Here is a 25,743-nt window from a genome sequence, read left to right on the forward strand (position 1 = left end):
CAACGCCCCCCGCCTGGTGCCCGCCGTGCGCGTGGCCCATGCCGGCACAGCCTCTTTGCTGGGCGCCACGCGTGCGGGCGATCGCCTGGTGGCGGTGGGCGACCACGGGGTGGTGATGCTGTCGGACGACGGCGGCCAGACCTGGCGCCAGGCCAAGAGCGTGCCGGTGGACAGCACGCTCACCAGCGTGTCGTTCACCGATGCGCGCCAGGGCTGGGCTGCAGGGCACTGGGGCGTGATCCTGCACACCGAAGACGGGGGCGAGAGCTGGGCCGTGCAGCGCAGCGCCACGGGAGAAGACCGGCCGCTGTTTGCACTGCACATGCTGGACGCCCAGCGCGGCGTGGCGGTGGGCCTGTGGTCGCTGGTGCTGGTGACGGAGGACGGCGGCAAAAGCTGGAACCCGGTCACGCTCGCGCCGCCCGAGGGGGCGCGCAAGGCCGACCTGAACCTGCTGAGCCTGTTTGCCACGGGCCAGGGCGTGCTGTACGCCACGGCCGAGAAGGGCATGCTGCTGCGCTCGGCCGACCAGGGGCGGCACTGGAGCTACCTGAGCACGGGCTACAAGGGCTCGTTCTGGACCGGGGTGGCGCTGCCCGGGGGCGAGTTGCTGGCCGCGGGGCTGCGCGGCTCGCTGTACCGCAGCACGGACGAAGGCAAGAGCTGGAGCCGCATCGACAGCCACAGCGAGTCGTCGATCACGCAGCTGCTGGCAGTGCCGGGTGCAGGGGGGGCGCAAGTCGTGGGTGTGGGGCTGGATGGCCTGAGGCTGCAAAGCCAGGACGCTGGGGCGAGCTTCAAGACCGAGGTGCGGCCCGATCACCTGGGGCTGACGGCGGCGGTGGTGAACGCGCAGGGGCGGCTGGTGCTGCTGTCCAAGCAGGGCTTGGTGCAGGACGCTGCCAAGCCCTGATGCCGGCGCTCGAACGGGGCGCCATTTCAGTGAATCTTCGAGGCAGATTTTTGAGGCGCCGATGTGCTCTGTGGCCCATATGGGACATGCGCCGCAAGCACCGTGTTTTTACGCTGGGGGCTCACCCAATCAACCCACGAGTCACCCTCATGAAGAAGCTTCAGACATCTCAACTGCCCGCCCGGTCCACCCGCTGCCTGATGGGCTTCGGCCTGGCCACACTGGCCCTGCAGGCCGCCCACGCGGTTGAAAACGGTTCGCCGATCACCCCCCCGGGTGTCTACGATTTCGGTGCCGGCCTGATGCCCCCGCCCACCGAGTTCGGCACCGTGGGTGTGCGTGCCGCGGCCACACGGGCCAGCGATCTGCGCGACAACGCGGGCCAGCGCTCTGCGGCCACGCCCAACCTCAAGGTGAACAGCTATTCGATGGCCTACATCCGCATGACCGAGCACAGGGTGGGCAGTGCCCGCTATGGCTGGGGCGGTGTGGTGCCGGTGCTGGACATGTCGATGAACCTCAGCGTGCCCACCCCGGTCGGCCCCGTGGGCCTGTCGGGCAAGAACCAGGCCCTGGGCGATGTGCAGCTGATCCCGGTGATCCTGCAGTGGGTGCACAACCCCGGCCTGTTCAGCAACTTCCAGCTGGCGGCCCAGTTGCCCACCGGCTCGTACGACAAGAACCGCTTGATCAATGCCGGCACCAACCACGCCACGCTGTCGCCCTCGTGGGCCTTCAGCTGGATCCAGCCTGGTGGGTTCGAGGTGTCGTCGTGGTTCCAGCTCAACTTCAACCAGCGCAACAAAGACACCAACTACCGCTCGGGCACCGAGTACGAGCACGACTTTGCCGTGGGCCAGCACTTCGGCCCCTGGACTGCGGGCCTCGGGGGCTACCTGTACCAGCAGATCAGCGACGATGTGGCGCCAGGCCTGAGCAACGGCAACCGCTCGCGTGCGCTGGCCCTGGGCCCGGCGCTGACCTACTTCCAGCCGGGCTCGGGTCTGCCCCTGGTGTCGATGCACATTTACCGCGAAACCCAGGCGCGCAACCGCACCCAGGGCACCAGCGCTGCCATCCGCCTGGGCTGGAGCTTCTGATCAGCCCAGCACCTGGGCCGCTGCCGAGCTGAGCGCCACGCGCACCAGGTCGGCCTGGCGCGAGGTGCCGGTCTTGGCCAGGGCCATCTTGAGCTGGTTGCGCGCCGTACCCAAGGCAATGCCCCGCTGCGTGGCGTGCAGCTCCACGGTCTCGCCTTGCGCCAGGGCGGCCACCAGCCGGGCTTCGGCCAGGGTCAGGCCCAGCAGCTTGGCCCAGATGTCGGGCGGCACGTTCACCAGGTCTTGCGCGCTGGTGACGGCCAGCATCACCGAGCGTGCGCCTTGCGTATCCACCGAGCTGGCACGCAGCGCGATGTGCAGGGGGCCATGCCCGTTGTCGATCACGGTGTAGTGCACGGCGCGGGCCGTATCGCGTGCGGCGGCCGCGATGTCTTCATGCAGGCGGGCGGACAGGCCGGGGCTTTGGGCCCGCAGCAGGCCGCCGCGGCTCGACAGGCCCCGCTCGGCACCGGTGAGCAGCATGGCGCTGTGGTTCATCCATTGCACCTGGCCCTGCTCATCGCAGGCGATCAGGGCGCAGCGCAGCATGTCGGCGTGCTGCTGCTGGCGTTGCATCTCGGTGCGGGCCGACAGCAGTTGCTGCCCCAGCTCGCAGGCCTGGCTCAGGTGGGGGGCGAGGGCGGCCAGCCGATCCTCGCTGTGGCGGTCAAAGGTGTCGGGGTCGCCCCAGGGGCGGTGCAGGGCGATGCCCAGCAGGCGTCCGTCGGCCAGGGGCTGCAGCGCCCCCATGAATTCGCCCAGGCCGATGCGGGCCAGATCGGCCTGCAGCGTGACACGCCCCGGGTCGTGCCGGTCAAACAATTCATCGTCGCGCACCACGCGGTTCAGGCCGCGCTTGAAGCGGTGTGTCTGCAGGCGCGGGTTGTGCTCACCCGTGACCTGGGGGCAGTCGAGCGGCCTCTGGCGTTGTGTGCGCGAGTCGCTGGCCTGCCAGCCCAGGCGCACGCCTTCGGTGCCCAGCTCGAAAGTCTGCACCACGGCCGAGCAGGCACCGGTCTCTGCACACAGCTGGTCCAGAGCCATGGTCCAGTGGGCCGGTTGCGACGCGCAGGCGTAGAGCTGAAGCAAAAGCTCGTCTTTGTTGTTCATGGCGTTCAGGGCGTCAAATTGGTGCGGCGTGATGCTTGGTGGGGCGTGTTGGGGCTTGATTCAGACCGTGCAAGCACCGACTGTGCCGACTTGCTTGGCGAGCCACCATAGAGAGATTCACCAATGCCTTCGCCGGCGTGTTGTGAGGGCAACGAGGACTTCGGGTCGGCTTGTACCAATTGGTACATGACCGGTTTCGCTGCGGTCGGTAGCCTGGGCTCTGTCAGTTCGCGGGCCAGGTTGCTGGTCTGCGCTCGGCATCAACCCCTTGCACTACACCGCCATGAACCGAACCCACGCGAACCCCCTCCATCGCCGCCGCTGGCCCGCCTTGTGCGCCTGGCTGGCCGGCGCCACCACGTTGCTGGCCCACGCCGCGGCCCCCACGCCACCCGCCGACCTGGTGGTGCGCCATGCCGCGGTCTATACCGTCGAGGCCCGCACCGGCTGGACCGATGCCTTTGCGGTGCGTGACGGCCGCTACGTGGCCCTGGGCGAGCGCGAGGTGCGCCGCCACATCGGGCCCCAGACCCGGGTGCTGGACCTGGCCGGGGCCATGGTGATGCCCGGCATCAACGACGTGCACATCCACCCTCTGGACGGGGGTTGGGAAGACCGCTTCGGCTGCAACTTCTCGCCGGCGGCCACGCTGGAGCAGGTGCTGGCCCGGGTGAGCGACTGCGCCAGCAAGGCCGGCCCGGGCGACTGGATCGTGGGCGCGGCCTTCAACGGCGGCCTGCTGGCCCAGATGTCCAGCAGCCAGGCGCTGGCCCTGCTGGACAAGGCCAGTGGCGACCACCCGGTCATCCTGCGTGACGACAGCTTCCACAACCGCTGGGTGAACAGCGAGGTGTTGCGCCGTGCCCGGCTGGATGCGGCCAGCACCCCGCCGCCTGGTGGCTTCTACGTGAAGGACGCCGGTGACGGCCAGTTGACCGGGCTGATGAAGGAGTTCCCTGCCTTCCACGCCATCGAGCAACTGATCCCGCCGCGCACACCCGAGCGCCAGATGGAGGCGGCCCGCGGCGCGGTGCGCACCCTCAATGGGCTGGGCATCACCGGCATCCAGGACGCCTTTGCCTACGAGAGCAGCCTTCGCCTGTGGGGCCAGCTCGACGCCCAAAAAGGCCTGAGCCTGCACTATGTCGGCTCCTTGCCTTTCCTGCCTTCGCCCCAGGCGGGTGACCGCAGTGGCCTGGATCTGGTGCAGGTTCGCGAATCATTGCGCAGCCCCCATGTGGCGCCTGACTTTGCCAAGCTGTTTCTCGACGGCGTGCCCCCGGCGCGCACCTCGAACATGATTGAGCCCTACCTGCCCGATGCCGAGCATGGCGCGCACTACCATGGCCCCAGTACCTACACCACCGAGCAGCTGGTGGACATGCTGACCGAACTGGACCGCCGGGGCGTGCCGGTGAAGATGCACGCGGTGGGCGACGGCGCGGTGCGCCAGGCGCTGGACGCCGTGGCCGAGGTGCGCCGCCGCAATGGCCCCAAGGGCCCGCGCCACCAGGTGGCCCATGCCTCGCTGGTGGCCGAGGCGGATGTGGCCCGCTTCAAGGCCCTGAACGTGGTGGTGGATGTGTCGCCCATGCTGTGGTTCCCCACCGGGCTCAACCTGGCTTCCGCCGCGGCCATCGGCCCGGAGCGTGCCGACCGCTTCAACCCGATCCGCAAACTGGTGCAGGCCGGCGCCTTGGTGGCCGGTGGCTCCGATTGGCCCGCGGGCCAGCCCACGCCCAACCCCTGGATCGGCATCGAAGGCATGGTCACCCGCCGCAACCCGCTGGGTGAGATGCCGGGCCAACTGGGGGCCGATCAGGCTGTCGACCTCGCCACGGCGCTGCGGGTCTACACCCTCAACAGCGCCCAGGCCATGGGCCTGGGGCCGGTGACCGGCTCGATCGCCGTGGGCAAGTCGGCCGACTTCATCGTGCTGGACCGCCACCTGTTCAAGGTGCCGATCACCCAGGTGCACCAGACCCAGGTGAAGCAGGTCTTCTTCGAGGGGCGCGAGCTCTCGCTGCAGCCCTGAGGGCGGGCCGCGCAGCGTGTGGCCGGTCGGGGGCGGCCACATCACCGGGGCGTGCCCATCCGGTGCAACCCTGATTCGTTTTTGCGCAAATTGGATAACGGTCGCGCGCGCTCGTCCCTAGCATGGGGCCATCGCGCTGCCACTGGCAGCCCAGGCCTTTTTGCTGAACGGATCACCCCCCATGACTCCCCCCCTGGATTCTGCTGCGCCCGCGAGCGTGGCACTGCCCGATATTCTTGCTGCCGACGCCCTCACGCTGTCGCGCCGCATCCGCTCACGTGAGCTGTCGTGCCTGGAGCTGATGCAGGCCACGCTGGTGCACCTGGACGCCCTCAACCCCCGCTTCAATGCGGTGGTCTCACGCATCGAGCCTGAGCTGGCCCTGCGCCAGGCGCGCGACAAGGATCAGCTGCTGGACCAGGGCCAGTGGCAGGGGTGGATGCACGGCTTTCCACAGGCGCCCAAAGACCTGACCGCCACCGCCGGTCTGCCCACCACCTTCGGCAGCCCGGCCCTGGCGGGCAACATGACTGCGCACGACAGCGTGGTGGTAGAGCGCCTGCGGCGCGAGGGTGCCATCCTGATCGGCAAGACCAACACACCCGAGTTCGGCCTGGGCTCGCACACCTACAACCCGCTGCACGGCGTGACCGGCAACGCCTACGACCCCACGCGCAGCGCGGGGGGCAGCAGCGGCGGCACAGCGGTGGCCTTGGCGCTGCATTTTTTGCCGGTGGCCGATGGCAGCGACATGATGGGCTCGCTGCGCAACCCTGCCGCCTGGAACAACGTCTATGGCTTGCGCCCCGGTTTCGGGCGGGTGCCCATGGCCCCGGCCGCCGACGTGTTCTACCAGCAACTGGGCACCGAAGGCCCGATGGCGCGCAACCCGCAAGATTTGGCCTGGTTGCTGTCCACCCTGGCCGGCCCCGATGCGCGTGCGCCCCTGTCGCTGCCGGGCGACCCGCTGCAGTATCGCCAGCCCCTGCAGGCCGATCTGCGCGGGCGCCGCGTCGGCTGGCTGGGTGACTTCGGGGGGTACCTGCCCATCGAGCCCGCACTGCTGGCGGCGAATCGGGCCGCGTTGTCGCATTTCGACACCCTCGGCTGCCCGGTGGAAGAGGTGGCCCCGTTCTTCCCGATGGAGCGCCTGTGGCGCAGCTGGTGTGTGCTGCGCCAGCTGATTTTGGCGGGCCACCTGGGGGGCCTGTACGGCAACCCCGCCACGCGCGAGCTGCTCAAGCCCGAGGCGCGCTGGGAGTTCGAGCAATCCCAGGGCCTGGATGCCGCCACCATCGCCCAGGCCATGGCCACGCGCAGCGAGTGGTATGCCGCCGTGATGAAGCTGTTTGAGCGCTACGACCATCTGGTGCTGCCTGCAGCCCAGTTGCCCCCCTTTGATGCACGCTGGCATTGGCCCGACCAGGTGGCCGGCCGCGCCATGGACACCTACCACCGTTGGATGGAGGTGGTGATCGGCCCCTCGCTGGCGGGCGTGCCCACCGCAGGCGTGCCGGCCGGCTTCGATGCCGCAGGCCTGCCGCAGGGGCTGCAGATCATGGCGCGACCGCAGGCCGAGTTGGCCCTGCTGCAGCTGTGCGAGGGCTGGTACCAGGCCACGCCCTGGCGCCATCAATCGCCACCCGTCTTGCGCACCCCGGTCTGAGACCGGCCGCTCCATTTCAGTGCCTCCCCTCCCTACCCACGACGCTCATCCGAAAGGACCTCTCCCCATGAACCATGCCCATGCTTCCCTGCCGCGCCGCCAATGGCTGCTGGCCTGTGCCGGCGCTCTGGCCAGCGGCGCCACCTGGGCCGATGGCCGGGTGGTCAGCCTGATCGTTCCCTACCCGGCCGGCGGCGGCTCCGACATCGTGGCCCGCCAGCTGCAGCCCGAGCTGGGCAGGCGACTGGGCGAGACGGTGATCGTCGAGAACCTGGCCGGCGCGTCAGGCGCCATCGGCACCCAGCGCGTGGTCAGTGCGGCGGGCGACGGCCACACCCTGCTGGCCGGTTCGCCGATGGAGATCATGCTCACCCCGCTGGGCATGGCCGCGGCCCGCTACAAGCCCGAAGACCTGCAGCCGGTGGGGCAGTTTGCTGTCACCACCATGGTGCTGCTGGTGCGCAGCAACCTGGGCGTGAACAGCGTCGACGAGTTGCTGCAGCTGGCCCGCAAGCCCGGGGCCAAGGAACTGAGCTACGGCAGCATCGGGCCCGGCTCGCTGTACCACCTGCTGGGCGAGCGCTTCACGCAGCTGGCCCGGCTCAAGACCCTGCATGTGCCCTACAAAGGCATGGCGCCCCTGGTGCAAGATCTGATCTCGGGCCAGTTCGACTTTGCCTTTGTGCCGCTGGCGGGCAACATCCCCGACGTGATCGAGTCGGGCCGCGTCAAGGCCCTGGCCCTGGCGGCCTCGCAAAAGCACACCAAGCTGAGCAGCCTGCCGCTCATGAAAGACGTGAAGGGCTTCGAAGACTTCGTCTATGGCCTGTGGAGCGGGCTGCAGGTGCCGCGCAGCACGCCCGAGCCCCTGCAGCAGAAGCTGCACCAGATCTGCAACGAGATCCTGGCCGTGCCCGAGGTGCGCCGCACCATCGAGGCCGGTGGCAGCAGCGTGGCCCCGCCCATGGAATTGGCCGCCCTGCGCGCCAGCTACGCCGCCGACATCGACAAGTACCGGGCCATTGCGAAGGCCATCAATTTGCAGCCGCAGTAGTCGTCGCCTCGCCTGCACGCGGGGGTGTACGTGCGGGCCGGCCCCGATCTTGCATGGTTGTCAGAGCTTTGTCGGGCGGGGTGCACCTTTGCACCTTATCGGTGTTGCAACCGATGGCGCCCTGGCCCCGAAGTTCTGATACTGCCACGATGGACACCCGCAATCTGCCCCCTGTACACACGCCCCCAGAAGCCTGGTCCGAGCCCTGGTCGGAGCCGTGTTACCAGCGCGCTCACACCCTCGACGCGCAAACCCAGGCCGCCAGCCTGAGCTCCTGGCAACAGCATTGCGAGCAGCTCAGTGCGGGCCGCTTCGAAGGCCTGCTGGAAGACTTGCGCTTTGACCAGTTGCAGGTGTTCCGCGAAACCACCAACCAGTCCGTGCTGCAGGACGGCAGCGCGCGCAGCGGCCATGTCACCGTTGGCCTGGCCGATTTCGATGCGGGCCGGGCCAGCTTTTGCGGGCACCAGATCGACCCCGACACCCCCATCGGCATCCAGTCGGATGTGCCCTTTCAGCTGGTCACCGCCGCTCGCATGGAGCTGGTCGGCATCAGCATTCCCTCGACTGCTTTGCAGGCCCTGGCGGCCAGGGTGGATGGCCCCGAAATGGCAGGTGAGGCCTGGCAGGTACCGCGCACCTGCGTGCTGCGCGCGCTGGGCCCGCGCCGGCAAGAGCTGCAGCACCTCACCGCCTCGGCGCTGACCCTGGGGCAGCAGGCCCCGAACCTGCTGGGCCCGGCGGCGGCCCGGCGCACGCTGGGCCTGGCCCTGGCCGACGCGGTGCTGCAGTGCTTTCGCCCTGAGCACGTGGTGGCCGATCTACCCACCTGTGCCAGCTCGCGCCAGCGCATCGTGCGCCTGGCCCGCGAGTACATGCAGGCCCACGCCGAGTCGGTGATCACCGTGCCCGACCTGTGCGATGCGGCACACACCTCGCGCCGCGCCCTGCAATACGCGTTTGAAGACCTGCTGCAGGTCAGCCCCATCACCTACCTGCGCTGCATGCGCCTCAACCGCGCCCGGCGCGACCTGCTGCGCCAGGCCAGCCAGGGCGTGGGGGCCGGTGGGGGGGGTGTCGGTGATGTGGCCGCCCGCTGGGGCTTCTGGCATTTGTCACGCTTTGCGGGTGATTACCGGGCCCTGTTTGGTGAACTGCCTTCGGCCACGCTGGGGCAGGTGAAGCCTGTGGCTAAACTGCAGCACTGAGCGGCTCATTGGACGATGTCTGGGCAGGGCGCAGGCTGTGTTGAAACGTCGATGGTTGGTTTTTCGGCGGTGCGTGAACCCTTGCCTGCATTGAATCCGCTGGCAGATTGGATTGGAATACGCGTCTGGCCCCCCTATCTCCAACAGATCTTCGCGGTCATTGCCGCCCAAAACGATAGGCTTGTGTCGGTAGCCTCGCGAAGTCAGGTGATGCACCGCGAGAATTTCAGCCGGCTTGGGTTGGAGAGGGATTGGCCATCAACTCACTGGCGCACGCCTGAACCGGCAAGATACTGGTTGAAAATCGCGTCGTAGGTGCCGTCCTTCTTCATCGACCGAAGCGCTTGGTCAAACGCTCGGGCGATCTTTCTGTGGTCCTTCTTGTTGCTGAAAGCGAGATAGCTGGGTATGGACTCGATGGAAGGCGACAACTCCTTGATCGATCCGGCCACGCCGAGCGTTCGCGCTGAATCGAGCGCGACGTGTCGATAGGAGGGGATGACGTCGATGCGATCTTGCAGCAGTTTTCGGATGTTGGACGACGCACTGTCCGTGGTGTCCACCTTCTTGAAGGTTCCCTGCCGCAATTCTTCATCAAAGCGGGGGCCGTAGCTCGTTTCGTTGATGACGCCAATGCGCAGCTCAGAAATCTTTTTCAAGTCACCGTCGAAGCTGATGGTCGAGTCCTTGCGGACGAAGAGTGCCTGAACCTGGGTGATCAGCACCTCATCTGAATAGGTCAAGAACTCTTCGCGCTCGCGGGTCCGATAGGCAGAAAAAATCCCATCGATCTTGCCCGCCTTGACTTCGGCAAGGCAACGTGCCCAAGGCATGAGGGCGATTTGAATCGGATAGCCTGCTCGTTGGAACGCTTCATGGATGACGTCCACCAGCATGCCGGATTGCTTGCCATTCTCGACGTACGCCGTGGGGATGCTGTTTGCGGCACCCAGGACCAGTGTGTGCGCGCAAGCCACGGAAAGGCTCATCGGCACAAGGCACGCCACCCACAGGCAGGCCCCAAGCCAAGAGCGCTTCCTTCGTGGAGACAAGTGATCTGCACACATCGGTTTCTCCTGTGAGGCACGGCAGCCCCAGCATGCCGGCAAAACAGACAAAACGCAACGCGCTAGCTCAAATGCCGCGCCGGGAATGCTCTGCGAATCTGTTGCATTGACCGATTGAGCCTGCCACCAATTCGGGCCATGCCATCAGCCCCTGCCATAGATCTAGCGGCGGCTGAGCTGCAAGACGAGCTGGGTGGTGGCCTTGAAGCAAGAGGACTGCGGGGTATGTCCTGGATCGGCCCCGGGGCAGCAGGCCAACCCTCAACGCGAATCAACACTCCAGCGTGCTGCGTACGATCTTGCTGCGCGATCCACTCGCATCAAGCCGCTGCACTTATTCGATCGAATACCCCATCTGCCGCAGCTGTTGCACCACCTCAGCCCGTGTGCGGGCCACATCGCTGGGCCGGCTGGCGCGCAGGCGCTGCACCTCTGCCTCGGAGTAGGGCGGGGCGCCGGGGGGCAGGCTGTCGCCGGCCCATTGGCCCAGCATCCAGTTCATCAGTTCGGCCACCTGGCGGTCATTGAGGGGGGTGTTCATCACCCCCGGCACCTGCACGATCAGTGCGCGGCCCTCGGGCAGGCGCAAAAAATGGCCCAACACGCCTTTCATGCTGGGGATGCCGCGCTGCGGCATGCCGCTGCCGTCGTCCAGGTGGCAGCCCATGCAGTGCAGCTTGTAGTTCAGCGCGGGGCTGCCGGCCGACACCGGCTGCGCGGCCAGTGTGGGCACGGTGGCCAGCAGGGCCGAGGCCCCGAGCAGCAGGGCCCTGGCCAGGCTGGTGATGCCGGGCAGGGGCCTAAGGCGCCAGTGCCGCATCACGTTGCGCCCTCAAGGCCTTGGGGCTGACGGTGCTGGCCCGGGCCTGGGCCAGGTCGGCGGCCGCAAAGGCCGGTACGGCGGCCTGGCCGGCCAGGTCTCGCACGACATGGCTCAGGGCCGCGGCCAGTTCTTCGTCAGACAACTGGGTCTGCGCCGGCATCACGCTGTTGTAGGTCTGGCCTTCCGACACGATGCGACCTTGCAGCCCGTGGGTGAGCACCAGCGCCAGGTATTGGCGCATGGCCGGCTGCCCGGCCCGTGCCGCCACCGCGCCGACCAGCGACGGCGCCAGGCCGGGGGCGCCCACCGCCCCGGCCTGGTGGCAGGCCACGCAAACCTGTTGGTAGACCGCCTGGCCGTCGGCGGCCAGGGCGCCGGTGCCCAGGGTGCAGGCCAGCAAGGCGGCGGGCAGGGCGGGTTTGAAAGGATGCCAGCGCATTCAACTCTCCTTCTCGGCCACGCCGACGATGATCGAGGTGGTGCAGTGGAAGGCCGAGCTGTCGTTGGCCATGCACCAGTTGATGTCGTTGTGCAGGCCCATGCGGTAGCCCGGGCGCTCGCCGATGTTGGTGTTGCACAGGCAGCGGCCGCAGGCGCCCCGGCCGCAGCAGTCGTTGTAGCTGATCAGGTAGTCCTTGCCGTCGGCCGGGTTGTGGCAGGTGCCCACCCAGGCCACCTTGGAGGGCGTGGTGCCCGGTGGGCAGCTGGTGGCGCTGCCGCCGCAGCACGAACACAGAAAGCCGTCCACACCGCAGTAGCGCCAGTAGTCGCAATCGGTTTCGGTGGGCGGGCCTTTGCGCTTGCTGGCGGCGTTGTGTTCAGCGGCCAGGGCCTGGCTGCTGCGGTCAAAGGGCAGCACGGGCAGCGTGAAGGCGCTGGCCACCAGCACCCGGCTTACCCGCACCAGGGCGCTGCGCCGCGAGGTGTGGCTGGCCAGTTGGCGGCTGCGCCGCTCTGCCAGGCGATCAAACCAGTCGAGCAGGCTCATGCGGCCTCCTTGTTCAGCAGCTTCTGGTCAATGAAATCCTGCACCGAAGCCACCTTGAGGTCGCTGGCGGTGAACAGGCTGTCGAGCTGCTCGCGGCTGTTGACCAGGCCCTTGGCGCGCAACACGCCCTGGCTGTCGATCAACACCGCGTAGGGCAGTTTGGCGATGCGCAGGGTCATGCCCAGCTCGTGCGACAGCACGTAGGGGAAGTGGGCCAGGCCAGCCTTCTGGCGGAACACCTCGTGCTCGGGTTGCTCGCCGTCCGAGGCCAGCACCACGCGCAGCCAGGGCGCCTCGTCGCGGCGGATGCGCTCGACGATGGGCAGCAGCTTCTTGCACACCGGGCAGGTGGGCGACAGGAAGAACAGCAAGGTGCTGTGCGTTGTGGGGGCGCCCAGCTCCAGGGTGCCGCCGCCCAACTGCGGCAGGCTGAGCCGTGGCGCGGGCGAGCCCACGGCGGGGCCCGAATCCATCATCAGCGCGCCCATGGGGGCGATGCGTTCGTACAGGATGCCCACCTGTCGCGACAGGGCCAGCACCACCACCACCAGGGCGATCACGGCGCACCAGGCCAGCACGTTGGAGATGATCAGGGTTTCAATCATGGTTGTTCCTCAATTCGGCAAGACGGGGTTGGTTGCTCAGCAGTTGGTTGGTGACGGCATACAGGCCGATGGCAAACAGGGCGGCGGCGCAGGCAGCCAGGCCATCGGCCCAGCCCACCGGGCGGGGGGCCAGCGGCGCCAGCGCGGCCAGGCCCAAGCCCAGCAGGGCGGCGTTGCGCCACAGCAGCGCGCCCGACAGGGTGAGGCCGCTGCCGCGGCTGCCGTAGCCACCGCAGCCGCAGTCGATGCTGCGCCCCTGGCGCAGGGCCAGCGCCACGGCGCTGCTGGCCACCCCCAGCACGCCCAGGGCCAAGGCGGCGCCCAGCGGACGGGTGGAGACGGGCAGCAACAGCAGGCCGGCAGCCGCTTCGCTCAAGGCCAGCGCATGCGCCACTGGGCTGACCAGCAACGGCGGCAACAGGCCGTAGGCCTCGGTGGCCATCACAAAGGCGCTGAGGTCGCGCAGCTTGGCCAGCGCGCCGAACAGCAGCACCAGGGCCAGGCTGGCTGCTGCCGCGTGCGACAGCACCGGGTCCAGCCAGGGGAGGGCGGTGTTGACGGTATCGAGCATCACTGCACCTCCAGGTAGACCGGGGTCTCGCCCACGGCGTCAAGCCGGCCCAGGGTGGTGCTGCGCTGGGCGCTGGTGCTGCGCGGGTCGAGCGCCAGCAGGTGGTTGCCCGCGCCATCGAGCACAAACAGCCGGGGCGTGGCCGCCGGGCTGAAGACCATGGAGACCGCGTTGTGCCCGGGCCAGCGCGCCACACGGGCCTGCCGCTCCAGATCGAACACCCAGATCTGCTGGGCCGGGTTCTTGTGCGACCCGTCCACCGCCTTGGCGTGCATGCCCACGAACAGGCGCTGGCGCTCGGGGTCGATGGCAAACAGCTGCATGCCGCCGGGGCGCCAACCTGCCTTTTGCTCGGCCGGGCTCAGCAGCGACCACACCGGCAGCACCTGCACACCCTCAGGCTGCAGCTGCAGGCGGTGCATCTGGCCGCCGTAGCTCACAAAGTACAGGGTGTTGCCGCTGCGCTCGTAGTGGATGAACACCGGGTCGGTGTCGGCATCAAAAAAGGCCACCGGGGCGCTGCGTGGTCGGGCCTGGCCCGCTTCGTCGAGTTCGATGGTGGCCAAGGTGCCGTCGCCGCACACGGTTGAGAATCGGTTGGGCTGCTCGGGCCAGGGGATCACGCCCCAGCAGCCCGGGGTGGGCACCTCGGAGGCCAGCTTGCGCCCTTGCAGGTCGACCACGCTCACGCTGCTGGCCGGTGTGGCGTTTTGCACCAGCAGCCAGCGGCCGTCGGCGCTGGGGGCCAGCGTGGCGCGGATGTTCATGGCCTGGGCGTGCTTGGGCGGTATCTCGATCTCGTGCCGGAACACCAGGTCGTCGGTGCCGTACACCTCCACCACATCGCTGCGCTGGCCGCGGTACAGGCGGGGGTAGTAGGTGGTGGCCACATACAGCTCGCGCCGGTCGGGCGACAGCGCTACCTGGCCGGCAAAGCCGGTGCTCATGGCACTGAGGTAGCGCATGCGCTGGCCATCGATCACGTGCAGACGGTTGTCGGCAATATGGCTCAAGGTCAAGTCGGCCAGATAGACGCGGTGGGTGGCGTCGGGGTCCAACTTGGCGATGGTCTGCCGTTCGTTCGGCAGATCCGCCGCCAGGGCGCCTGCGGCCAAGCAGGTTGCCAGACAGCCCGCACCCAGGCGGGCCAGACGGGAGGGTTTCATGCGCAGACCGGTCCTTTCTTCAGAGGCTCAGCCGAGGGGCTGGCGCAGGCTCAGAAGATAGGTCGGGTGAGCGGCGGGGGGTTATCCGGTTTTGGCAAGACTGCGCGGGCAATGTGCCGGCGGCGGGGCTGGTTCGGCCACCGGGTCAGCGCCCTGGCTCGGTTCAGAAGCTCTCCCAGCTGTCGTCCGTCGGGGCAGGCCGGCTGGTCGGGGCCTTCGGGGCCATGGCCAAGGCCGCGGGTTTGCCGGCGTTCGGGGCCTTGGGCGCACCGGTCACCTGCTTCAGGGCGGGGCGTTGCCCCAGTGCTCTTGGTGCTGTTGCGGCTGATGGTGCTCGTGGCGCGATGGGTGCACGGGCCGGGCCCGCAGCATGGCCTGCTGCCAGCTTGAACACCGCCACGGCCTGCACCAGGTCGTTGGCCTGGCCGCGCAGGCTGTCGGCGGCGGCCGACATTTCCTCGACCAGGGCCGCATTCTGTTGCGTGGTCTGGTCCATCTGGGTGACGGCCTCGCCGATCTGGTTCACGCCCTGGGCCTGTTCGGCGCTGCCGGCCGAGATCTCGGCCATGATGTCGCTCACGCGCTGGATGCTGCCCACCACCTCGCTCATGGTGGCGCCGGCCCGGTCCACCAGGGCCGAGCCGGACTCCACCCGCTCGACGCTGTCCTGGATCAGGCGCCGGATCTCTTTCGAGGCCTCGGCGCTGCGCCCGGCCAGGGTGCGCACCTCGCCGGCCACCACAGCAAAGCCGCGGCCCTGTTCGCCGGCCCGGGCGGCTTCCACGGCTGCGTTCAGGGCCAGGATGTTGGTCTGGAAGGCGATGCCGTCGATGACACCGATGATGTCGGCGATCTTGCGCGAGCTGTCGTTGATGCCTTTCATGGTGTCCACCACCTCGGCCACCACGGCACCGCCCTGGCTGGCTACACCGGCGGCGGCCTGTGCCAGCTGGTTGGCCTGGCGTGCGTTTTCAGCGTTGTGGGTGACGGTGGAGCCCAGCTCCTCCATCGAGGCGGCGGTCTCTTCGAGGGCACTGGCCTGCTCTTCGGTGCGGCCCGACAGATCGCGGTTGCCCGAGGCGATCTGGGCGCTGGCAGAGGCCACGGCCTCGCTGCCCTGGCGCACGGTGCTCACCACCTGCACCAGGCTGGTCTGCATGCGCTGCACCGCCGCCATGATGCTGTGGGTGTCACCAGGGCGCAGTGCCACGTTGAAGCTCAGGTCGCCGTCGGCCACGCGCGTCACGGCCTGCGACACCTCGTCGGGCTCGGCACCCAAGGCGCGGGTGATGCTGCGTGCAATCGTCCAGGCCAGCAAAACCCCCAGCACGATGGCGATACCGGTGATGCCCAGCACCCAGGTAATTCCCGATGAGACGGCCGCCGTGGCATCCACCCCTGCGGCTCGGGCCAGTTCCTGTTGCATGGCCACCGAGTCGTCCAGGGCCTTGAAGATCAGGTCCTGGCGCGGCGCCACTTTGGTCAGCAGGATCTCGGTGGCGGCCTTGGCGTCTTCGGGCTTGCCGGTCAGGCCCAGCTTGATGGCGGCATCGATGTCGGCGTCGTAGGCCTCGCGGTTGTTCTGGACGATCTTCAGCAGCTCAATGGCATTGGGTCGTGCCAGCGTCTTGTCGAGCTGTGCCAGCAACTCCAGGCTGCGTGCCCGCAAGGGTGGGATCCTGTCGGCCTGGGCCTGCGCATCTTTCACGTCTTCGATCAAGGCCACCGTGCGGGTGACGCGGGCTATCGATTGCAGCTTGTCTTTCAACTCGGTGAACTGGCCGACCTTGACCAACCGGTTGTTGATCAGGGTGTCCAGCTCTGTGGTCAGCAGCGAGAACTTGTTCAGGGCCAAGGCCCCCACCAGCACCAGGCTGAGCAGCAGCAGGCCAAAGCCCAGTGCCAGCCGGGTGGCTACTTTGACCTGATTGAATTGAATGGATCCCATGTTGTTTTCTCTCTTTTTGATAATTTGAGACTGATTTGCTCATTAAAGAGGATTTGTCTGACAACTTGGCCCTATTCTCTGGTCGCAGGTGTGGTGATTGGGTTGTTTGATCGAAGCTGGGCGGACCGCCAAGCACCCGTGTGGCTGGTGCTCGCATTTGTCGATCTGGGGATGATTGGCTTTGGAACAGAGACAAATCATTATTTAAACAATTGTTTATCTTGTTTCTGATCGTCAATAAAGTTCATCCATGCCGAGTGACTGGCGCCCTGAAGGGCAAAAACCTCCGGCAGCCATTGACGCAAACCCTTTCAGGAGAAACACGATGTCCCACACCACTGTTGACCAAACCCCGCTGCAAAACGCTCTCAACCTCGCCGGCCGTGCGCTGCTGGCGGTGCTCTTTTTGCCCGCTGGCATCGGCAAGTTGACCGGCTTTGCCGGCACCGTGGGTTACATCAGTTCAGCGGGCCTGCCGCTGCCCAGCGTGGGGGCTGCGCTGGCGCTGACGGTCGAGATCGTGGGCAGCCTGGCCTTGCTGGCCGGCTGGGGCACGCGCTGGGCTGCTCTGGTGCTGGGGCTGTTCACCCTGGCGGCGAGCTTCTTCTTCCACCCGTTCTGGAGTGTGGCCCCGGAGCAGGCCTATGTGACCCAGTTGCTGTTCTTCAAGAACATCGCCGTGGTCGGCGGGCTGCTGGTGCTGGCCGCCCAAGGGGCGGGCGCCTGGAGCCTGGACGCCCGTGCCCGTCGGGGCTGAGCAGCCCCGGGTCTGGAGGATGCCGGGGGTGGCGCGGCGCCACCCCGGTCAAGCCGCCAGACTTCTCCCAGGATTCTTGGGATAAAGCTGTGGACAAGCCGTGCCCTGCGGCTGCAAAGTGCTCGTAAGTGCTTGATTTGAAAGGGCTTGGTTTGGGGTGCTCAAAAGTGAGGCAGTCCCCATGCCCGGCCAGCTGGGCATCTTCCCTCTGGTTATTTCTTGATGTGGGTCAATTCGCAGCCACAATATCCGGCTACCCTGAACCCCTGAGGTCCATCACCGCGTCCGGCAGCGTGCGCCTCGGTCAGTCGAGGGGTGCGTTTGACAGCCGGGGTCTGAGAACACACCATCCAGGCCCAACGGTACCCAACAGTGGCTCTCCTAGAGAACATCCTTCACCGCCGCCCTCCAGATGCACAGCTGCCAGCCGAACGCTGGCGCCGCGGCGGCATGGTGGCGCTGGGGGTGTTGGCCTTGCTGACCTACATCGGCCTGATGTCTTGGGGGCTCAAGCAATCGCACGATCGTGAGTTCGAGCTGGCCCAACACAGCCAGGAAAACCTGGCCAAGGTGCTGGAGAGCCACGCCGCCGCCACGGTGCAGAAGATCGACACCGTGCTGTTGGCCACCCAGTTGCGTCTGGGCGAGAGGCTCCAGGGGGAGCGCAATGCCCCCCGGGCGATCAACGCGGCTCTGGCCAAGTACCTGGGCTTGATCACCGAGTCGCAGAGCCTGCGGGTGGCCAATGCCGAGGGGGCCTTCATCTACGACGCCGCCGGCACCCTGTTCTCTGCCAGCATCCGTGACCGTGACTATTTTTTGAGGAATCAGGCCGATCCCAGCGGGCAACTGGTGATCTCCGATCCAATCTTTGCCCGCATCACCCACAACTGGGTGATCACCCTCAGCCGGCGCATCGATGACCGTGACGGCCGGTTTGCAGGACTGGTCCAGGCCGCGGTTCGGGCCGATCATTTTCAGGATTTTTACCAGGGCCTGAAGCTGGGGCCGGGCCGCACCGTGGCCTTGCTCGATGACCAGATGCGCCTGGTGGCCCGCTTTCCGGAAGCGCCCGAGCGCCTGGGCAAACCCCTCGGCAGCCCCGCGCTGCGAAGCCTGATCGCCGAGCGGCGCACAGAAGCCATCTACTCTGCCCCTTCAGCGGTGGACGGGGTGGAACGCCTGTTTTCGCTGCGCAAGATCGGCACCCACCCCTTGTATGTGCTGGTGGGGTGGGAATACACCGAGTTCATGGCGAACTGGTACCGCCAGGTGTTCTGGGCCGCCTTGAGTGCGGTGATTCTCGCCCTGGTGCTGCTCGGCTGGGTGCTGGTCTGGCTGCGGACCTATGACGAGGCCCGGCGCCTGGCCCGGGGGATGACGGAAGCCTACGAAACCACGGTGCACCGCACGCGGGCCCTGCTCGACAGCCTGCCCGACCCCGCCTGGCTCTCGGACCGCAACAGCTGCATGATCGCCGTGAACCAGTCCTACTGCCGCGCCAGCGGCAAGGCGGAAGAGGCGATCGTCGGCCGCTCCGTCGCCGAGATCTGGCCGGCCGAGGTGGCCGCCGAGATGTCCCGGCAGGAGGCCGAAACCCTCAACAGCCTGCAGCAGCGTCGCCGCGAGTCAGTGCAGGACATCGCCGACGGCAGTCGCCGCAGCTACGAACACATCTCCACACCGGTGCTCGATTCCAGCGGGCAATTGGTGGGCGTGGCCGGGGTGGCCCGGGACATCACCCAGATCCGCCAGGACGAAGAACGCATCCGCGACCTGGCCGAGCACGATGCGCTGACCACCTTGCCCAACCGCACCCAGCTGCACCAGCGCCTGACGCAGGCCCTGGCGCTCACCGTGGGCGAACAGGCCGGCATTGCGCTGATGTTTCTCGACCTCGATCACTTCAAGAACATCAACGACACTTTGGGCCATGACGTGGGCGATGAGCTGCTCAAACAGGTGGCACAACGCTTGCGGGCCCACCTGGATGCCCGCGACACGGTCAGTCGCCAGGGCGGTGACGAGTTCATCGTGCTGCTGCAGCAGGCCACCGGGCCGGCCCAGGTGGCCCAGATCGCGCAGCGCCTGATCGAGGTGGTGTCCAAGCCCTTCCAGGTCGGCCGGCATGAGTTGCAGGTCGGGGTGAGCATCGGCATCAGCACGTACCCCGGCGACGGCGTGGACATCGGCTCCTTGCTCAAGAACGCCGACACGGCCATGTACCAGGCCAAGGCGGCTGGCGGCGGTGCCTATCAGTTCTTCACCGCGGAGATGAACGCCCACATCATGGTCCGCGTGGCCCTGGAAAACAGCCTGCGCCAGGCCATCCGCAACCAGGAGTTCGAGCTGCACTACCAGCCCCAGGTCGACGGGGCCAGTGGCGAACTGCTCGGCCTGGAAGCCCTGATCCGTTGGAACCACCCTGAGCAAGGCCCGATCTCCCCGGCGCGTTTCATCCCGATCGCCGAGGAGGCCTACCTCATCAACCCCATCGGGGAATGGGTGCTGCGCGAGGCCTGCCGCCAGGCCCGGGCCTGGATGGACCAGGGGCTGGCGCCGAGGGTGATGGCCGTCAATCTCTCGGCGGTGCAGTTCCGGCAGCAAAACCTGGTCGACCAGGTGGCCAGAGCCTTGCAGGAGTCAGGCCTGGAGGCCCGGTGGCTTGAGCTTGAGATCACCGAGAGTGCCTTCATCCACAACACCGAGCGCATCATCGAATTGCTGGCCCAGTTGCGCGGGCTGGGGGTCAAGCTGTCGGTGGACGACTTCGGCACGGGCTACTCCAGCCTCGGCTACCTGAAGCGACTGCCCTTTGACAAGATCAAGATCGATCAGTCCTTTGTCCGCGACCTGCCTGGCAGCACCGACGACGCCGCCATCACCCGGGCCATCATCGGCATCGCCGGCAGCCTTCACAAAGAAGTGATCGCCGAAGGCGTCGAGACCGCCGAGCAGCGCAAGTTCCTGCTGCGCCAGGGCTGCCTCAGCATGCAGGGCTACTTCTTCGCCCGCCCCATGCCCGCGCGCGCGCTGGAGGCCTGGCTGCGCGCCGGCAAGGTCGATGTCGAGCCCGTTACATTGCAGAGTTGAAGGCCGATGTTGGGCTGATAGCGGACTGGTGGACGGCTGACGCCTTCTCGCCTGCCGCTGAGCCAGCTCGGCCGCTTGATGGCGACATCAGGCGGGCGCTATCAGGCCTTGGGGCGCAGGTAGTCCGGCCCCCGGGCCTGGAGCTCGGCGCTGCCGTAGCGCACGCTGGCCGGGTAGTACTCGGCTGCCAATTGCACCTGGCCGGCCACCTCGTCACCCGCCGCGCTGGCGATGAAGGCCAGCATCAGGTCAATGCCTGCCGACACGCCAGATGATGTCCACACCGAGCCATCCTGCACGTACCGCTCTTCGAGCACCGTCACATCGCCCAGTGCCCGCAGGCGGTCCAGCGAAGCCCAATGGGTGGTGGCCTTCTTGCCCGACAACAGGCCGGCCGCATGCAACACGAACGAGCCGGTGCACACCGACAGCATGGCTTGTGCGTGGCGGGCCTGGGCCGCCACAAAATCGAGCAGCACCGGGTTGCTTACCTCGCGGCGCGTGCCCTGGCCACCGGGCACCAGCAGGAAGTCCAGCGGCGGGCAGTCGGCAAACGACACATGCGGGTTGATCGACAGGCCCTTGGCACAGCGCACCGGCCCATCGTTTTGCGCCACGATGAGGCAGGGCGAGGGGCCCTCTGCCACCTTGCTCCACATGGTGAGCATTTCCCAAGGGCCCGCAAAGTCGAGCTCTTCCACGTCGTTGAAAACCAGAATGCCAAAGTTCATCTTGAAGCCTCTTTGCTCTGCGCGGTTGAGCAGTGCTGGTAAGCCTTTTTATGACACTTTCAGTCCGCTGTGGCTATGATGTGTCAAAAAATTTCAGGGGGAATTCATGGCCACACCACAGGATGCGGTTCAGCTGCTCATCACGATACTCGAGTCTTTGAACTCGGGGGCACCAATGAAGGCCGCCGCGGCAGAAGGCCTTGGGTATGCCGGAGGCTTTGATGCGCGAGCCGCGCTGATCAAGGCGCTGACCAGTCCCAACCGCGGCTTGGAGGTCCGTGTCGCTGCCGCCAAAGCCCTCGGCCGAGCTGCCCGGGATTGAGCCACCTTCTCACGCTCTCAATCCACCAGGCCACCCCGGGTCTGTACCGAGCCAGGGTCTCGCAGGGTGATGTGGAGGTCACAGAGCCGAGTTATCACCAGAACGTTGAGTCGGCGATCTTTGACCGCGCTGGCCCTGCTGCCTGGGAGGGCATCATGGGCTTCCATGTCTGGTACGGAGGCATCTACGTCGGCACCTTCCCGATCGAACTCATAGAGTCCAGGGAAAGCGAACTGGGGGACTTTTTGTCCGCACTGTCTCAGGCTCTTGCATGATTCGGTGGTGCCACTTGCCCAGTGGCACTTGGCGCGCGCAAGAGCCAGGAACCTGACGAGTTCCTGCACAGGCCCCCTGCAGGCCGCAGGGCCGCAAAGACGTTATGGCGGCGCAGGCGTTCGTTTTGTCGCTGGTTCCAGCCTGTCCGCGGCTCATGCCAGCCGCTGAACACATGGCAAAAGGGCCACGCATCAGCGAGGCCCTTGATGATTGACGCACCTGCTGAGGTGCGTTCATCCAACGTCAAATGGGGCAGAAGTTGCTGACCGTGCAACTTGCGGTCGGCGCAAGGGTCGGTAAATTGGTGCAAGTGCCTGTAGGCGTCGGGGAGCCTGTCACGCTCGTGATCTTGACGGTGATGCCAGTGTTGTTGATCACGTTTCCGGTGTTCCCGCAGTTCAAGGTGACCGAGCCGCCGCCCTGCTGGATGAGTGACGTGTCTGCATTGGCCGTGGCGAGAGCCTCCTGCCCGAAGTGTCCACCCGCCAGTGCCAGGGTGCCGGCTCCCGCGGCCAAGAACAAAGCTGCCAATGGCTGGCCCTGCAGGCGCGAGCGAAGGTACCGGTAGCTGAGCAAGGCCATGAGAGCGGCCAATGCCAGCAAGGTCCACTCGGAAAGGGTCGGCACGTTGGCCCCAGCGGGCACGTAGGTGACGACCGCACTACCGCCGGCGAAGGCCAGAGTCCCCCCGAGCGAGGCAGTTAAAGCCAGAAGCAGACGTGAAATTTTGGCGAAGGTCATCGGTGATTCTTTGAAGTTGTAACAAAGTTTAAGCGAAAATTCGGTCCCGTGTTCGGCCAATAGGAACCTTGGTGACCGCAACCCATCCGTTGCATGCACCTTCATGGGCAGGCTTGTAGGTTGAGGCGCTTGCAGGGCCGGCACACGCCCATCTGCATTTTGCGAACAAGCATCCGCCTTTTGCTTCGTAGCCGGCGCGCCCTGGCGCATCAAGAATCAGCAGCACAGGCCGGCGAGTGCTACCCATGGTGGGCGAGGAAGACTTGGCCGTGCCCTTCGAGCGCCCGCGCACCTTCGAAGACCTGGTGACCGAACCCGATGACGGCCGCCTCAAGCGGCGCATCCTGAAGGCCTTGCGGCATGGCGAGGCGGGGGCTGCACCCCGCGATGCCGACACCGAAGCCCAGCCCCTGCCTCGCGCCGCCTGAGGCGGCCTGAACGTGTCAGCGTGGGCCCGGGCTTCCTGAACCTTCAGCCTGGTTTGCTGAACCTCGCATGGCAGACAGACGCTGGCGAAGCACTCTGACGGCACTGTCGACAGTGCTCAGGACCTTGACGCCGGTGGCCTTTTCGCAGGCCTCCCGGGCTCGCGCCATGCTGAACTGCGCCAAGGCCACCAGATCACAGCCTTCTTCGACAAGGCGACGTGCACGGTCCACGATCAAGGCATCGTGGGTAGCCACATCGCCCGCGTTGAGGGCAGCCAATGCACCACCAGCCATTTCGAGGCGCAAGGCAACATGTCCAGGAAATTCGAGCGGCATCGATTCAAGGGTGGGCGCAAACGTGGCAACCAGACCGATGCGTCGTCCCTGGCCCAGGGCCTCCTCGATCATGGCCTCGTTCGGCTTGAGCACCGGAATGGCTGAATGCCTGCGAGCCACCCGTTCGATGCAGGGACCAAAGGCCGAGCAGGTGAACAGGATCGCATCGGCCCCTGTGGCGACGGCATAGCCCGCCAGCGTGCTGAAGCGGTCGTGCATCACCTCATTAAGCCCCAGGCCTTGACTTGCCAGGTCGGCGGAGAGGCTGTCATCCAGCAGATTCATCCGTTGCGCCTCTGGCCAGTCGCGGGCCATGGCCAGGTTGATGGGGGCCACGGAGTGACTGAGGGCGTGGATCAGTGCGATGCGCGTCATGGCCAGCTCAGATGCCTTTGGACGAGGGGTTGAGGAAGGCGTCACGGGTTTCGGCATTCATCGGGTAGTTGATGTTGATGCCCTTGGGAGGGATCGGTGCCATGAACCACTTGTTGTAGAGCCTGTCCATCTCGCCCGATTTCATCATCCCTGTGACCACACGGTCGACCAGGGCCTTGAATTCGGGGTCGTCCTTGCGGAACATCAGCGACTGGTTCTCGGTGCGCAGACTTTCGCCCACGATGGCGAAATCCTTGGGATTGCGCGCATTGGCGATCTGCCCAGCCAACAGGATGTCGTCCAGCACAAAGGCAGCGGCCCGTCCGCTCTCCACCAGCAGGAAGGACTCGGTATGGTCTTTGCCGGCCAGCTGATTGACCTCGAGGTTCTTGCCTTTGTCGGCCAGGCGCAGCAGGCGAAACGAGGTCGTGCCCGTGGTGGTGACCACCGTCTTGCCTTGCAGGTCGGCAATGCTTTTGATGCCTGAATTGGCTTTGACGGCCATGCGGACGTTGTAGCGGAAGATGTCAGGCGAGAAGGCCACATCCTTCTGACGCTCGACCAGATTGGTGGTTGAGCCACACTCGATGTCCACCGTGCCATTGGCCACCAGCGGGATCCGATTCTGCGAGGTGACGGGTTGGTACCGCACCTCGATGTTGGGCAGCTTCAGCTCACTCTTGAGGGTCTCCAGGATCTTGTGGCAGATGTCCAGGCTGTAGCCGATGGGCTTGGGCCCCCCATCCACATACGAGAAGCCGAACGAAGCCTCCCGATAGCCCAGGGTCACCGAGCCTGTGTCGCGGATTTTCTGGAGGGTTGAGATCTCTGCAGCCGATGCGGCGTTCGCGGCAAGGCCGATGGCAGCCAGGGCAAGCACTGAAGTCAGCCAGGAGCTCAGCAAAGGGGGGTGGCGTTGGGTCATGAATACACCTCGGGGTTGAAGAATCGAACGGGGGAAGACATCAGTGCGCCTGCGCGGGCACGACAGCCTCGACGGCCTGGGCCAGCAAGGTGGCGATCTGCTGCAATTGATCGTGGCTGGCGATGTAGGGCGGCGCCAGCAGCACGTGGTCGCCCTGCAGGCCATCCACGGTGCCGCCGAAGGGATAGCACAGCAGGCCTAGCTGCATGGCCTTCTTTTTGAGGTGCACGTTGACCTTGTCCGAGGCGGCAAAAGGCCGCTTGCTGGCGCGATCTGCCACCAGCTCGATGCCCCAGAAGAAGCCACGCCCCCGGATATCGCCCACATGCGGGTGACTGCCCAGGGCGGAGCGCAGCATCTGCCCGAACAGAGCACCGTCATGCCGGACCTTGGCCAGCAGTCCGTCACGCTCGATCACCTGCTGCACGGCCAAGGCCGCAGCGCAGGCCACCGGGTGCCCGAGGTAGGTGTGCCCATGCTGGAAGAACCCGCTGCCGGCCGACATGGCGTCAACGATGTGCTTTTGCGCCAGCACCGCACCGATGGGCTGATACCCGCCCCCCAGGCCCTTGGCGACGGCGATCAGATCGGGCACCACCCCCTCTTGTTCGCAGGCGTGCAAGGTGCCGGTTCGGCCCATGCCGCACATGACCTCGTCAAGGATCAGCAGCACGCCATGGCGTCGGCACACGGCCTGCACCGCCTTCAGATAGCCTGGCACGGGGGTCAGCACACCGGCGGTGGCTCCGCCCACCGTTTCGGCCACGAAGGCCAGCACGCTTTGCGGGCCTCGCGCCAGCAGGGTGTCTTCCAGCTCCTGGGCCAGCCGCAGGCCATAGGCCTCGGGGGTTTCACCCTCATGCTGGTCACGGTAGGGGTAGCAGGGCGACACATGGGTGGCTTCGACCAGCAGCGGCGCAAACGGGGCCCGGCGCCACTCGTTGCCACCCACCGCCAGAACCCCCAGCGTGTTGCCGTGGTAGCTCTGCCGCCGCGCGATGAAGTGCGTGCGCTGAGGCTGGCCGATCTCCACGAAATACTGGCGCGCCATCTTCAGTGCGGCCTCCATGGCTTCTGATCCGCCGCTGACGAAATAGGCATGGCTGGTGCCCGCCGGGGCGGTCCGGACCAACTGGTCGGCCAACTGCTCGGCCACCTCGGTGGTGAAAAAGCTGGTGTGCGCATAGGCGATCTGATCGATCTGGCGGTGCATGGCGGCCAGGACATCCGGGTGTGCGTGTCCGAGCGACGAAACGGCGGCCCCGCCCGAGGCGTCGAGGTATTCGTGGCCGCTGGCGTCACGCAAATACAGTCCGCGTCCACCGACCGCTACCGGCGGCAGGTGGTTCAGATGGCGGTGGAAGACATGGGTCATGGCCTGCTTGGGATGAAAAGTTGATGACGGCCCAAATGTACCATTTAAATATATAAATGGAACAAATGATCCAAATTGAGATCAACCCTCCGCTTGGGCTCCGACCGGCCGGACATCCGCTAAAGTGGCC

25 protein-coding genes are annotated in these 25,743 nt (G+C 66.5%); 11 read left to right on the plus strand and 14 right to left on the minus strand.

Going from position 1 to position 25,743, the window contains the following annotated elements:
* Positions 1 to 913: WD40/YVTN/BNR-like repeat-containing protein (locus F624_RS0127910; protein WP_019577681.1), on the plus strand; the 913-nt coding region annotated here is incomplete at its 5' end.
* 149 nt (positions 914 to 1,062) lie between these two features.
* Positions 1,063 to 2,013: a SphA family protein gene (locus F624_RS0127915; protein ID WP_245573751.1), complete on the plus strand. Its 951-nt coding sequence runs from the start codon at positions 1,063 to 1,065 to the stop codon at positions 2,011 to 2,013.
* On the opposite strand, the gene F624_RS0127920 is transcribed toward F624_RS0127915, so the two are convergent.
* Positions 2,014 to 3,123: a helix-turn-helix transcriptional regulator gene (locus F624_RS0127920; protein ID WP_019577683.1), complete on the minus strand. Its 1,110-nt coding sequence runs from the start codon at positions 3,121 to 3,123 to the stop codon at positions 2,014 to 2,016.
* A 283-nt stretch (positions 3,124 to 3,406) separates the two neighbouring features.
* Here F624_RS0127920 and F624_RS0127925 point away from each other — a divergent pair, with 283 nt between their 5' ends.
* The 4 genes from F624_RS0127925 to F624_RS0127940 all read left to right on the plus strand — a co-directional run bounded on the left by F624_RS0127925 (position 3,407) and on the right by F624_RS0127940 (position 9,086).
* Positions 3,407 to 5,158, plus strand: a complete 1,752-nt coding sequence (locus tag F624_RS0127925; protein ID WP_019577684.1) for an amidohydrolase — start codon at positions 3,407 to 3,409, stop codon at positions 5,156 to 5,158.
* 181 nt (positions 5,159 to 5,339) lie between these two features.
* Entirely contained in the window at positions 5,340 to 6,824 is a 1,485-nt protein-coding gene (locus tag F624_RS0127930) for an amidase (protein ID WP_019577685.1), read from the plus strand.
* Positions 6,825 to 6,891: 67 nt separating this feature from the next.
* Entirely contained in the window at positions 6,892 to 7,878 is a 987-nt protein-coding gene (locus tag F624_RS0127935) for a Bug family tripartite tricarboxylate transporter substrate binding protein (protein ID WP_019577686.1), read from the plus strand.
* Between the two features lie 149 nt (positions 7,879 to 8,027).
* The gene (locus tag F624_RS0127940) at positions 8,028 to 9,086 is read left to right on the plus strand and encodes a helix-turn-helix domain-containing protein (RefSeq protein ID WP_019577687.1); all 1,059 of its coding nucleotides are present in this window, start codon (positions 8,028 to 8,030) and stop codon (positions 9,084 to 9,086) included.
* Positions 9,087 to 9,349: 263 nt separating this feature from the next.
* Here F624_RS0127940 and F624_RS0127945 read toward each other — a convergent pair whose 3' ends face one another.
* The 8 genes from F624_RS0127945 to F624_RS0127980 all read right to left on the minus strand — a co-directional run bounded on the left by F624_RS0127945 (position 9,350) and on the right by F624_RS0127980 (position 16,254).
* Entirely contained in the window at positions 9,350 to 10,075 is a 726-nt protein-coding gene (locus F624_RS0127945; protein WP_019577688.1) for a substrate-binding periplasmic protein, read from the minus strand.
* 412 nt (positions 10,076 to 10,487) lie between these two features.
* Positions 10,488 to 10,973 carry a cytochrome c family protein gene (locus F624_RS0127950; protein WP_019577689.1) on the minus strand — a complete coding sequence of 162 codons (486 nt, stop codon included), beginning with the start codon at positions 10,971 to 10,973 and terminating at the stop codon, positions 10,488 to 10,490.
* On the minus strand, positions 10,954 to 11,415 hold the full coding sequence (locus F624_RS0127955) for a c-type cytochrome (protein ID WP_019577690.1): 462 nt from the start codon (positions 11,413 to 11,415) through the stop codon (positions 10,954 to 10,956). Before F624_RS0127955 ends, F624_RS0127950 begins: the two co-directional genes overlap by 20 nt.
* The gene (locus F624_RS0127960; protein ID WP_019577691.1) at positions 11,416 to 11,964 is read right to left on the minus strand and encodes a methylamine dehydrogenase light chain; all 549 of its coding nucleotides are present in this window, start codon (positions 11,962 to 11,964) and stop codon (positions 11,416 to 11,418) included.
* Positions 11,961 to 12,566, minus strand: a complete 606-nt coding sequence (gene mauD / locus F624_RS0127965) for a methylamine dehydrogenase accessory protein MauD (protein ID WP_051107557.1) — start codon at positions 12,564 to 12,566, stop codon at positions 11,961 to 11,963. The genes F624_RS0127960 and mauD overlap by 4 nt, the downstream gene beginning before the upstream one ends.
* Positions 12,562 to 13,140 (minus strand): MauE/DoxX family redox-associated membrane protein, encoded by a 579-nt coding sequence (locus tag F624_RS0127970; protein ID WP_019577693.1) that lies wholly within the window; start codon positions 13,138 to 13,140, stop codon positions 12,562 to 12,564. The genes mauD and F624_RS0127970 overlap by 5 nt, the downstream gene beginning before the upstream one ends.
* On the minus strand, positions 13,140 to 14,306 hold the full coding sequence (locus F624_RS0127975; protein WP_019577694.1) for an amine dehydrogenase large subunit: 1,167 nt from the start codon (positions 14,304 to 14,306) through the stop codon (positions 13,140 to 13,142). The genes F624_RS0127970 and F624_RS0127975 overlap by 1 nt, the downstream gene beginning before the upstream one ends.
* Before the next feature lie 163 nt (positions 14,307 to 14,469).
* On the minus strand, positions 14,470 to 16,254 hold the full coding sequence (locus F624_RS0127980) for a methyl-accepting chemotaxis protein (protein WP_019577695.1): 1,785 nt from the start codon (positions 16,252 to 16,254) through the stop codon (positions 14,470 to 14,472).
* A gap of 325 nt (positions 16,255 to 16,579) precedes the next feature.
* Here F624_RS0127980 and F624_RS0127985 point away from each other — a divergent pair, with 325 nt between their 5' ends.
* Both F624_RS0127985 and F624_RS0127990 read left to right on the plus strand, forming a co-directional pair.
* Positions 16,580 to 17,011 (plus strand): DoxX family protein, encoded by a 432-nt coding sequence (locus F624_RS0127985; RefSeq protein ID WP_019577696.1) that lies wholly within the window; start codon positions 16,580 to 16,582, stop codon positions 17,009 to 17,011.
* Positions 17,012 to 17,461: 450 nt separating this feature from the next.
* A complete protein-coding gene (locus F624_RS0127990; protein WP_019577697.1) occupies positions 17,462 to 20,104 on the plus strand; it encodes a bifunctional diguanylate cyclase/phosphodiesterase in 2,643 nt (880 codons plus the stop codon).
* A 101-nt stretch (positions 20,105 to 20,205) separates the two neighbouring features.
* On the opposite strand, the gene F624_RS0127995 is transcribed toward F624_RS0127990, so the two are convergent.
* Positions 20,206 to 20,835 carry a DJ-1/PfpI family protein gene (locus tag F624_RS0127995; protein WP_019577698.1) on the minus strand — a complete coding sequence of 210 codons (630 nt, stop codon included), beginning with the start codon at positions 20,833 to 20,835 and terminating at the stop codon, positions 20,206 to 20,208.
* Between the two features lie 106 nt (positions 20,836 to 20,941).
* Here F624_RS0127995 and F624_RS35135 point away from each other — a divergent pair, with 106 nt between their 5' ends.
* Positions 20,942 to 21,157, plus strand: coding sequence for a HEAT repeat domain-containing protein (locus tag F624_RS35135; RefSeq protein WP_019577699.1), 216 nt, complete (start codon positions 20,942 to 20,944; stop codon positions 21,155 to 21,157).
* On the plus strand, positions 21,154 to 21,432 hold the full coding sequence (locus tag F624_RS0128005; RefSeq protein WP_019577700.1) for a hypothetical protein: 279 nt from the start codon (positions 21,154 to 21,156) through the stop codon (positions 21,430 to 21,432). Before F624_RS35135 ends, F624_RS0128005 begins: the two co-directional genes overlap by 4 nt.
* Positions 21,433 to 21,676: 244 nt before the next feature.
* Here F624_RS0128005 and F624_RS33720 read toward each other — a convergent pair whose 3' ends face one another.
* Positions 21,677 to 22,174 (minus strand): midcut-by-XrtH protein, encoded by a 498-nt coding sequence (locus F624_RS33720; RefSeq protein WP_019577701.1) that lies wholly within the window; start codon positions 22,172 to 22,174, stop codon positions 21,677 to 21,679.
* Between the two features lie 245 nt (positions 22,175 to 22,419).
* On the opposite strand from F624_RS33720, the gene F624_RS0128015 reads away from it, so the two are divergent.
* Complete coding sequence (locus F624_RS0128015; RefSeq protein WP_019577702.1) at positions 22,420 to 22,602, plus strand: hypothetical protein; 183 nt, start codon at positions 22,420 to 22,422, stop codon at positions 22,600 to 22,602.
* A gap of 15 nt (positions 22,603 to 22,617) precedes the next feature.
* Here the strand turns inward: F624_RS0128015 and F624_RS0128020 are convergent, their stop codons facing one another.
* From F624_RS0128020 to F624_RS0128030, 3 genes are read right to left on the minus strand one after another with little or no spacing between them, the layout of a single operon-like run.
* A complete protein-coding gene (locus tag F624_RS0128020; RefSeq protein ID WP_019577703.1) occupies positions 22,618 to 23,313 on the minus strand; it encodes an aspartate/glutamate racemase family protein in 696 nt (231 codons plus the stop codon).
* Positions 23,314 to 23,320: 7 nt separating this feature from the next.
* Positions 23,321 to 24,238, minus strand: a complete 918-nt coding sequence (locus F624_RS0128025; protein WP_019577704.1) for an amino acid ABC transporter substrate-binding protein — start codon at positions 24,236 to 24,238, stop codon at positions 23,321 to 23,323.
* Positions 24,239 to 24,278: 40 nt separating this feature from the next.
* Positions 24,279 to 25,613, minus strand: coding sequence for an aspartate aminotransferase family protein (locus tag F624_RS0128030; RefSeq protein WP_019577705.1), 1,335 nt, complete (start codon positions 25,611 to 25,613; stop codon positions 24,279 to 24,281).
* Positions 25,614 to 25,743 lie beyond the last annotated feature (130 nt).

Origin of the sequence: Curvibacter lanceolatus ATCC 14669 (assembly GCF_000381265.1) — a bacterium.
GTDB classification, from domain to species: Bacteria; Pseudomonadota; Gammaproteobacteria; order Burkholderiales; family Burkholderiaceae_C; genus Curvibacter; species Curvibacter lanceolatus.

Coding starts and splice junctions, on each gene's coding strand:
- F624_RS0127915 (WP_245573751.1), top strand. CDS start 1,063: ATGAAGAAGCTTCAGACATCTCAACTGCCCGCCCGGTCCACCCGCTGC.
- F624_RS0127920 (WP_019577683.1), bottom strand. CDS start 3,123: ATGAACAACAAAGACGAGCTTTTGCTTCAGCTCTACGCCTGCGCGTCG.
- F624_RS0127925 (WP_019577684.1), top strand. CDS start 3,407: ATGAACCGAACCCACGCGAACCCCCTCCATCGCCGCCGCTGGCCCGCC.
- F624_RS0127930 (WP_019577685.1), top strand. CDS start 5,340: ATGACTCCCCCCCTGGATTCTGCTGCGCCCGCGAGCGTGGCACTGCCC.
- F624_RS0127935 (WP_019577686.1), top strand. CDS start 6,892: ATGAACCATGCCCATGCTTCCCTGCCGCGCCGCCAATGGCTGCTGGCC.
- F624_RS0127940 (WP_019577687.1), top strand. CDS start 8,028: ATGGACACCCGCAATCTGCCCCCTGTACACACGCCCCCAGAAGCCTGG.
- F624_RS0127945 (WP_019577688.1), bottom strand. CDS start 10,075: ATGAGCCTTTCCGTGGCTTGCGCGCACACACTGGTCCTGGGTGCCGCA.
- F624_RS0127950 (WP_019577689.1), bottom strand. CDS start 10,973: ATGCGGCACTGGCGCCTTAGGCCCCTGCCCGGCATCACCAGCCTGGCC.
- F624_RS0127955 (WP_019577690.1), bottom strand. CDS start 11,415: ATGCGCTGGCATCCTTTCAAACCCGCCCTGCCCGCCGCCTTGCTGGCC.
- F624_RS0127960 (WP_019577691.1), bottom strand. CDS start 11,964: ATGAGCCTGCTCGACTGGTTTGATCGCCTGGCAGAGCGGCGCAGCCGC.
- F624_RS0127970 (WP_019577693.1), bottom strand. CDS start 13,140: ATGCTCGATACCGTCAACACCGCCCTCCCCTGGCTGGACCCGGTGCTG.
- F624_RS0127975 (WP_019577694.1), bottom strand. CDS start 14,306: ATGAAACCCTCCCGTCTGGCCCGCCTGGGTGCGGGCTGTCTGGCAACC.
- F624_RS0127980 (WP_019577695.1), bottom strand. CDS start 16,254: ATGGGATCCATTCAATTCAATCAGGTCAAAGTAGCCACCCGGCTGGCA.
- F624_RS0127985 (WP_019577696.1), top strand. CDS start 16,580: ATGTCCCACACCACTGTTGACCAAACCCCGCTGCAAAACGCTCTCAAC.
- F624_RS0127990 (WP_019577697.1), top strand. CDS start 17,462: ATGGTGGCGCTGGGGGTGTTGGCCTTGCTGACCTACATCGGCCTGATG.
- F624_RS0127995 (WP_019577698.1), bottom strand. CDS start 20,835: ATGAACTTTGGCATTCTGGTTTTCAACGACGTGGAAGAGCTCGACTTT.
- F624_RS35135 (WP_019577699.1), top strand. CDS start 20,942: ATGGCCACACCACAGGATGCGGTTCAGCTGCTCATCACGATACTCGAG.
- F624_RS33720 (WP_019577701.1), bottom strand. CDS start 22,174: ATGACCTTCGCCAAAATTTCACGTCTGCTTCTGGCTTTAACTGCCTCG.
- F624_RS0128015 (WP_019577702.1), top strand. CDS start 22,420: ATGGTGGGCGAGGAAGACTTGGCCGTGCCCTTCGAGCGCCCGCGCACC.
- F624_RS0128020 (WP_019577703.1), bottom strand. CDS start 23,313: ATGACGCGCATCGCACTGATCCACGCCCTCAGTCACTCCGTGGCCCCC.
- F624_RS0128025 (WP_019577704.1), bottom strand. CDS start 24,238: ATGACCCAACGCCACCCCCCTTTGCTGAGCTCCTGGCTGACTTCAGTG.
- F624_RS0128030 (WP_019577705.1), bottom strand. CDS start 25,613: ATGACCCATGTCTTCCACCGCCATCTGAACCACCTGCCGCCGGTAGCG.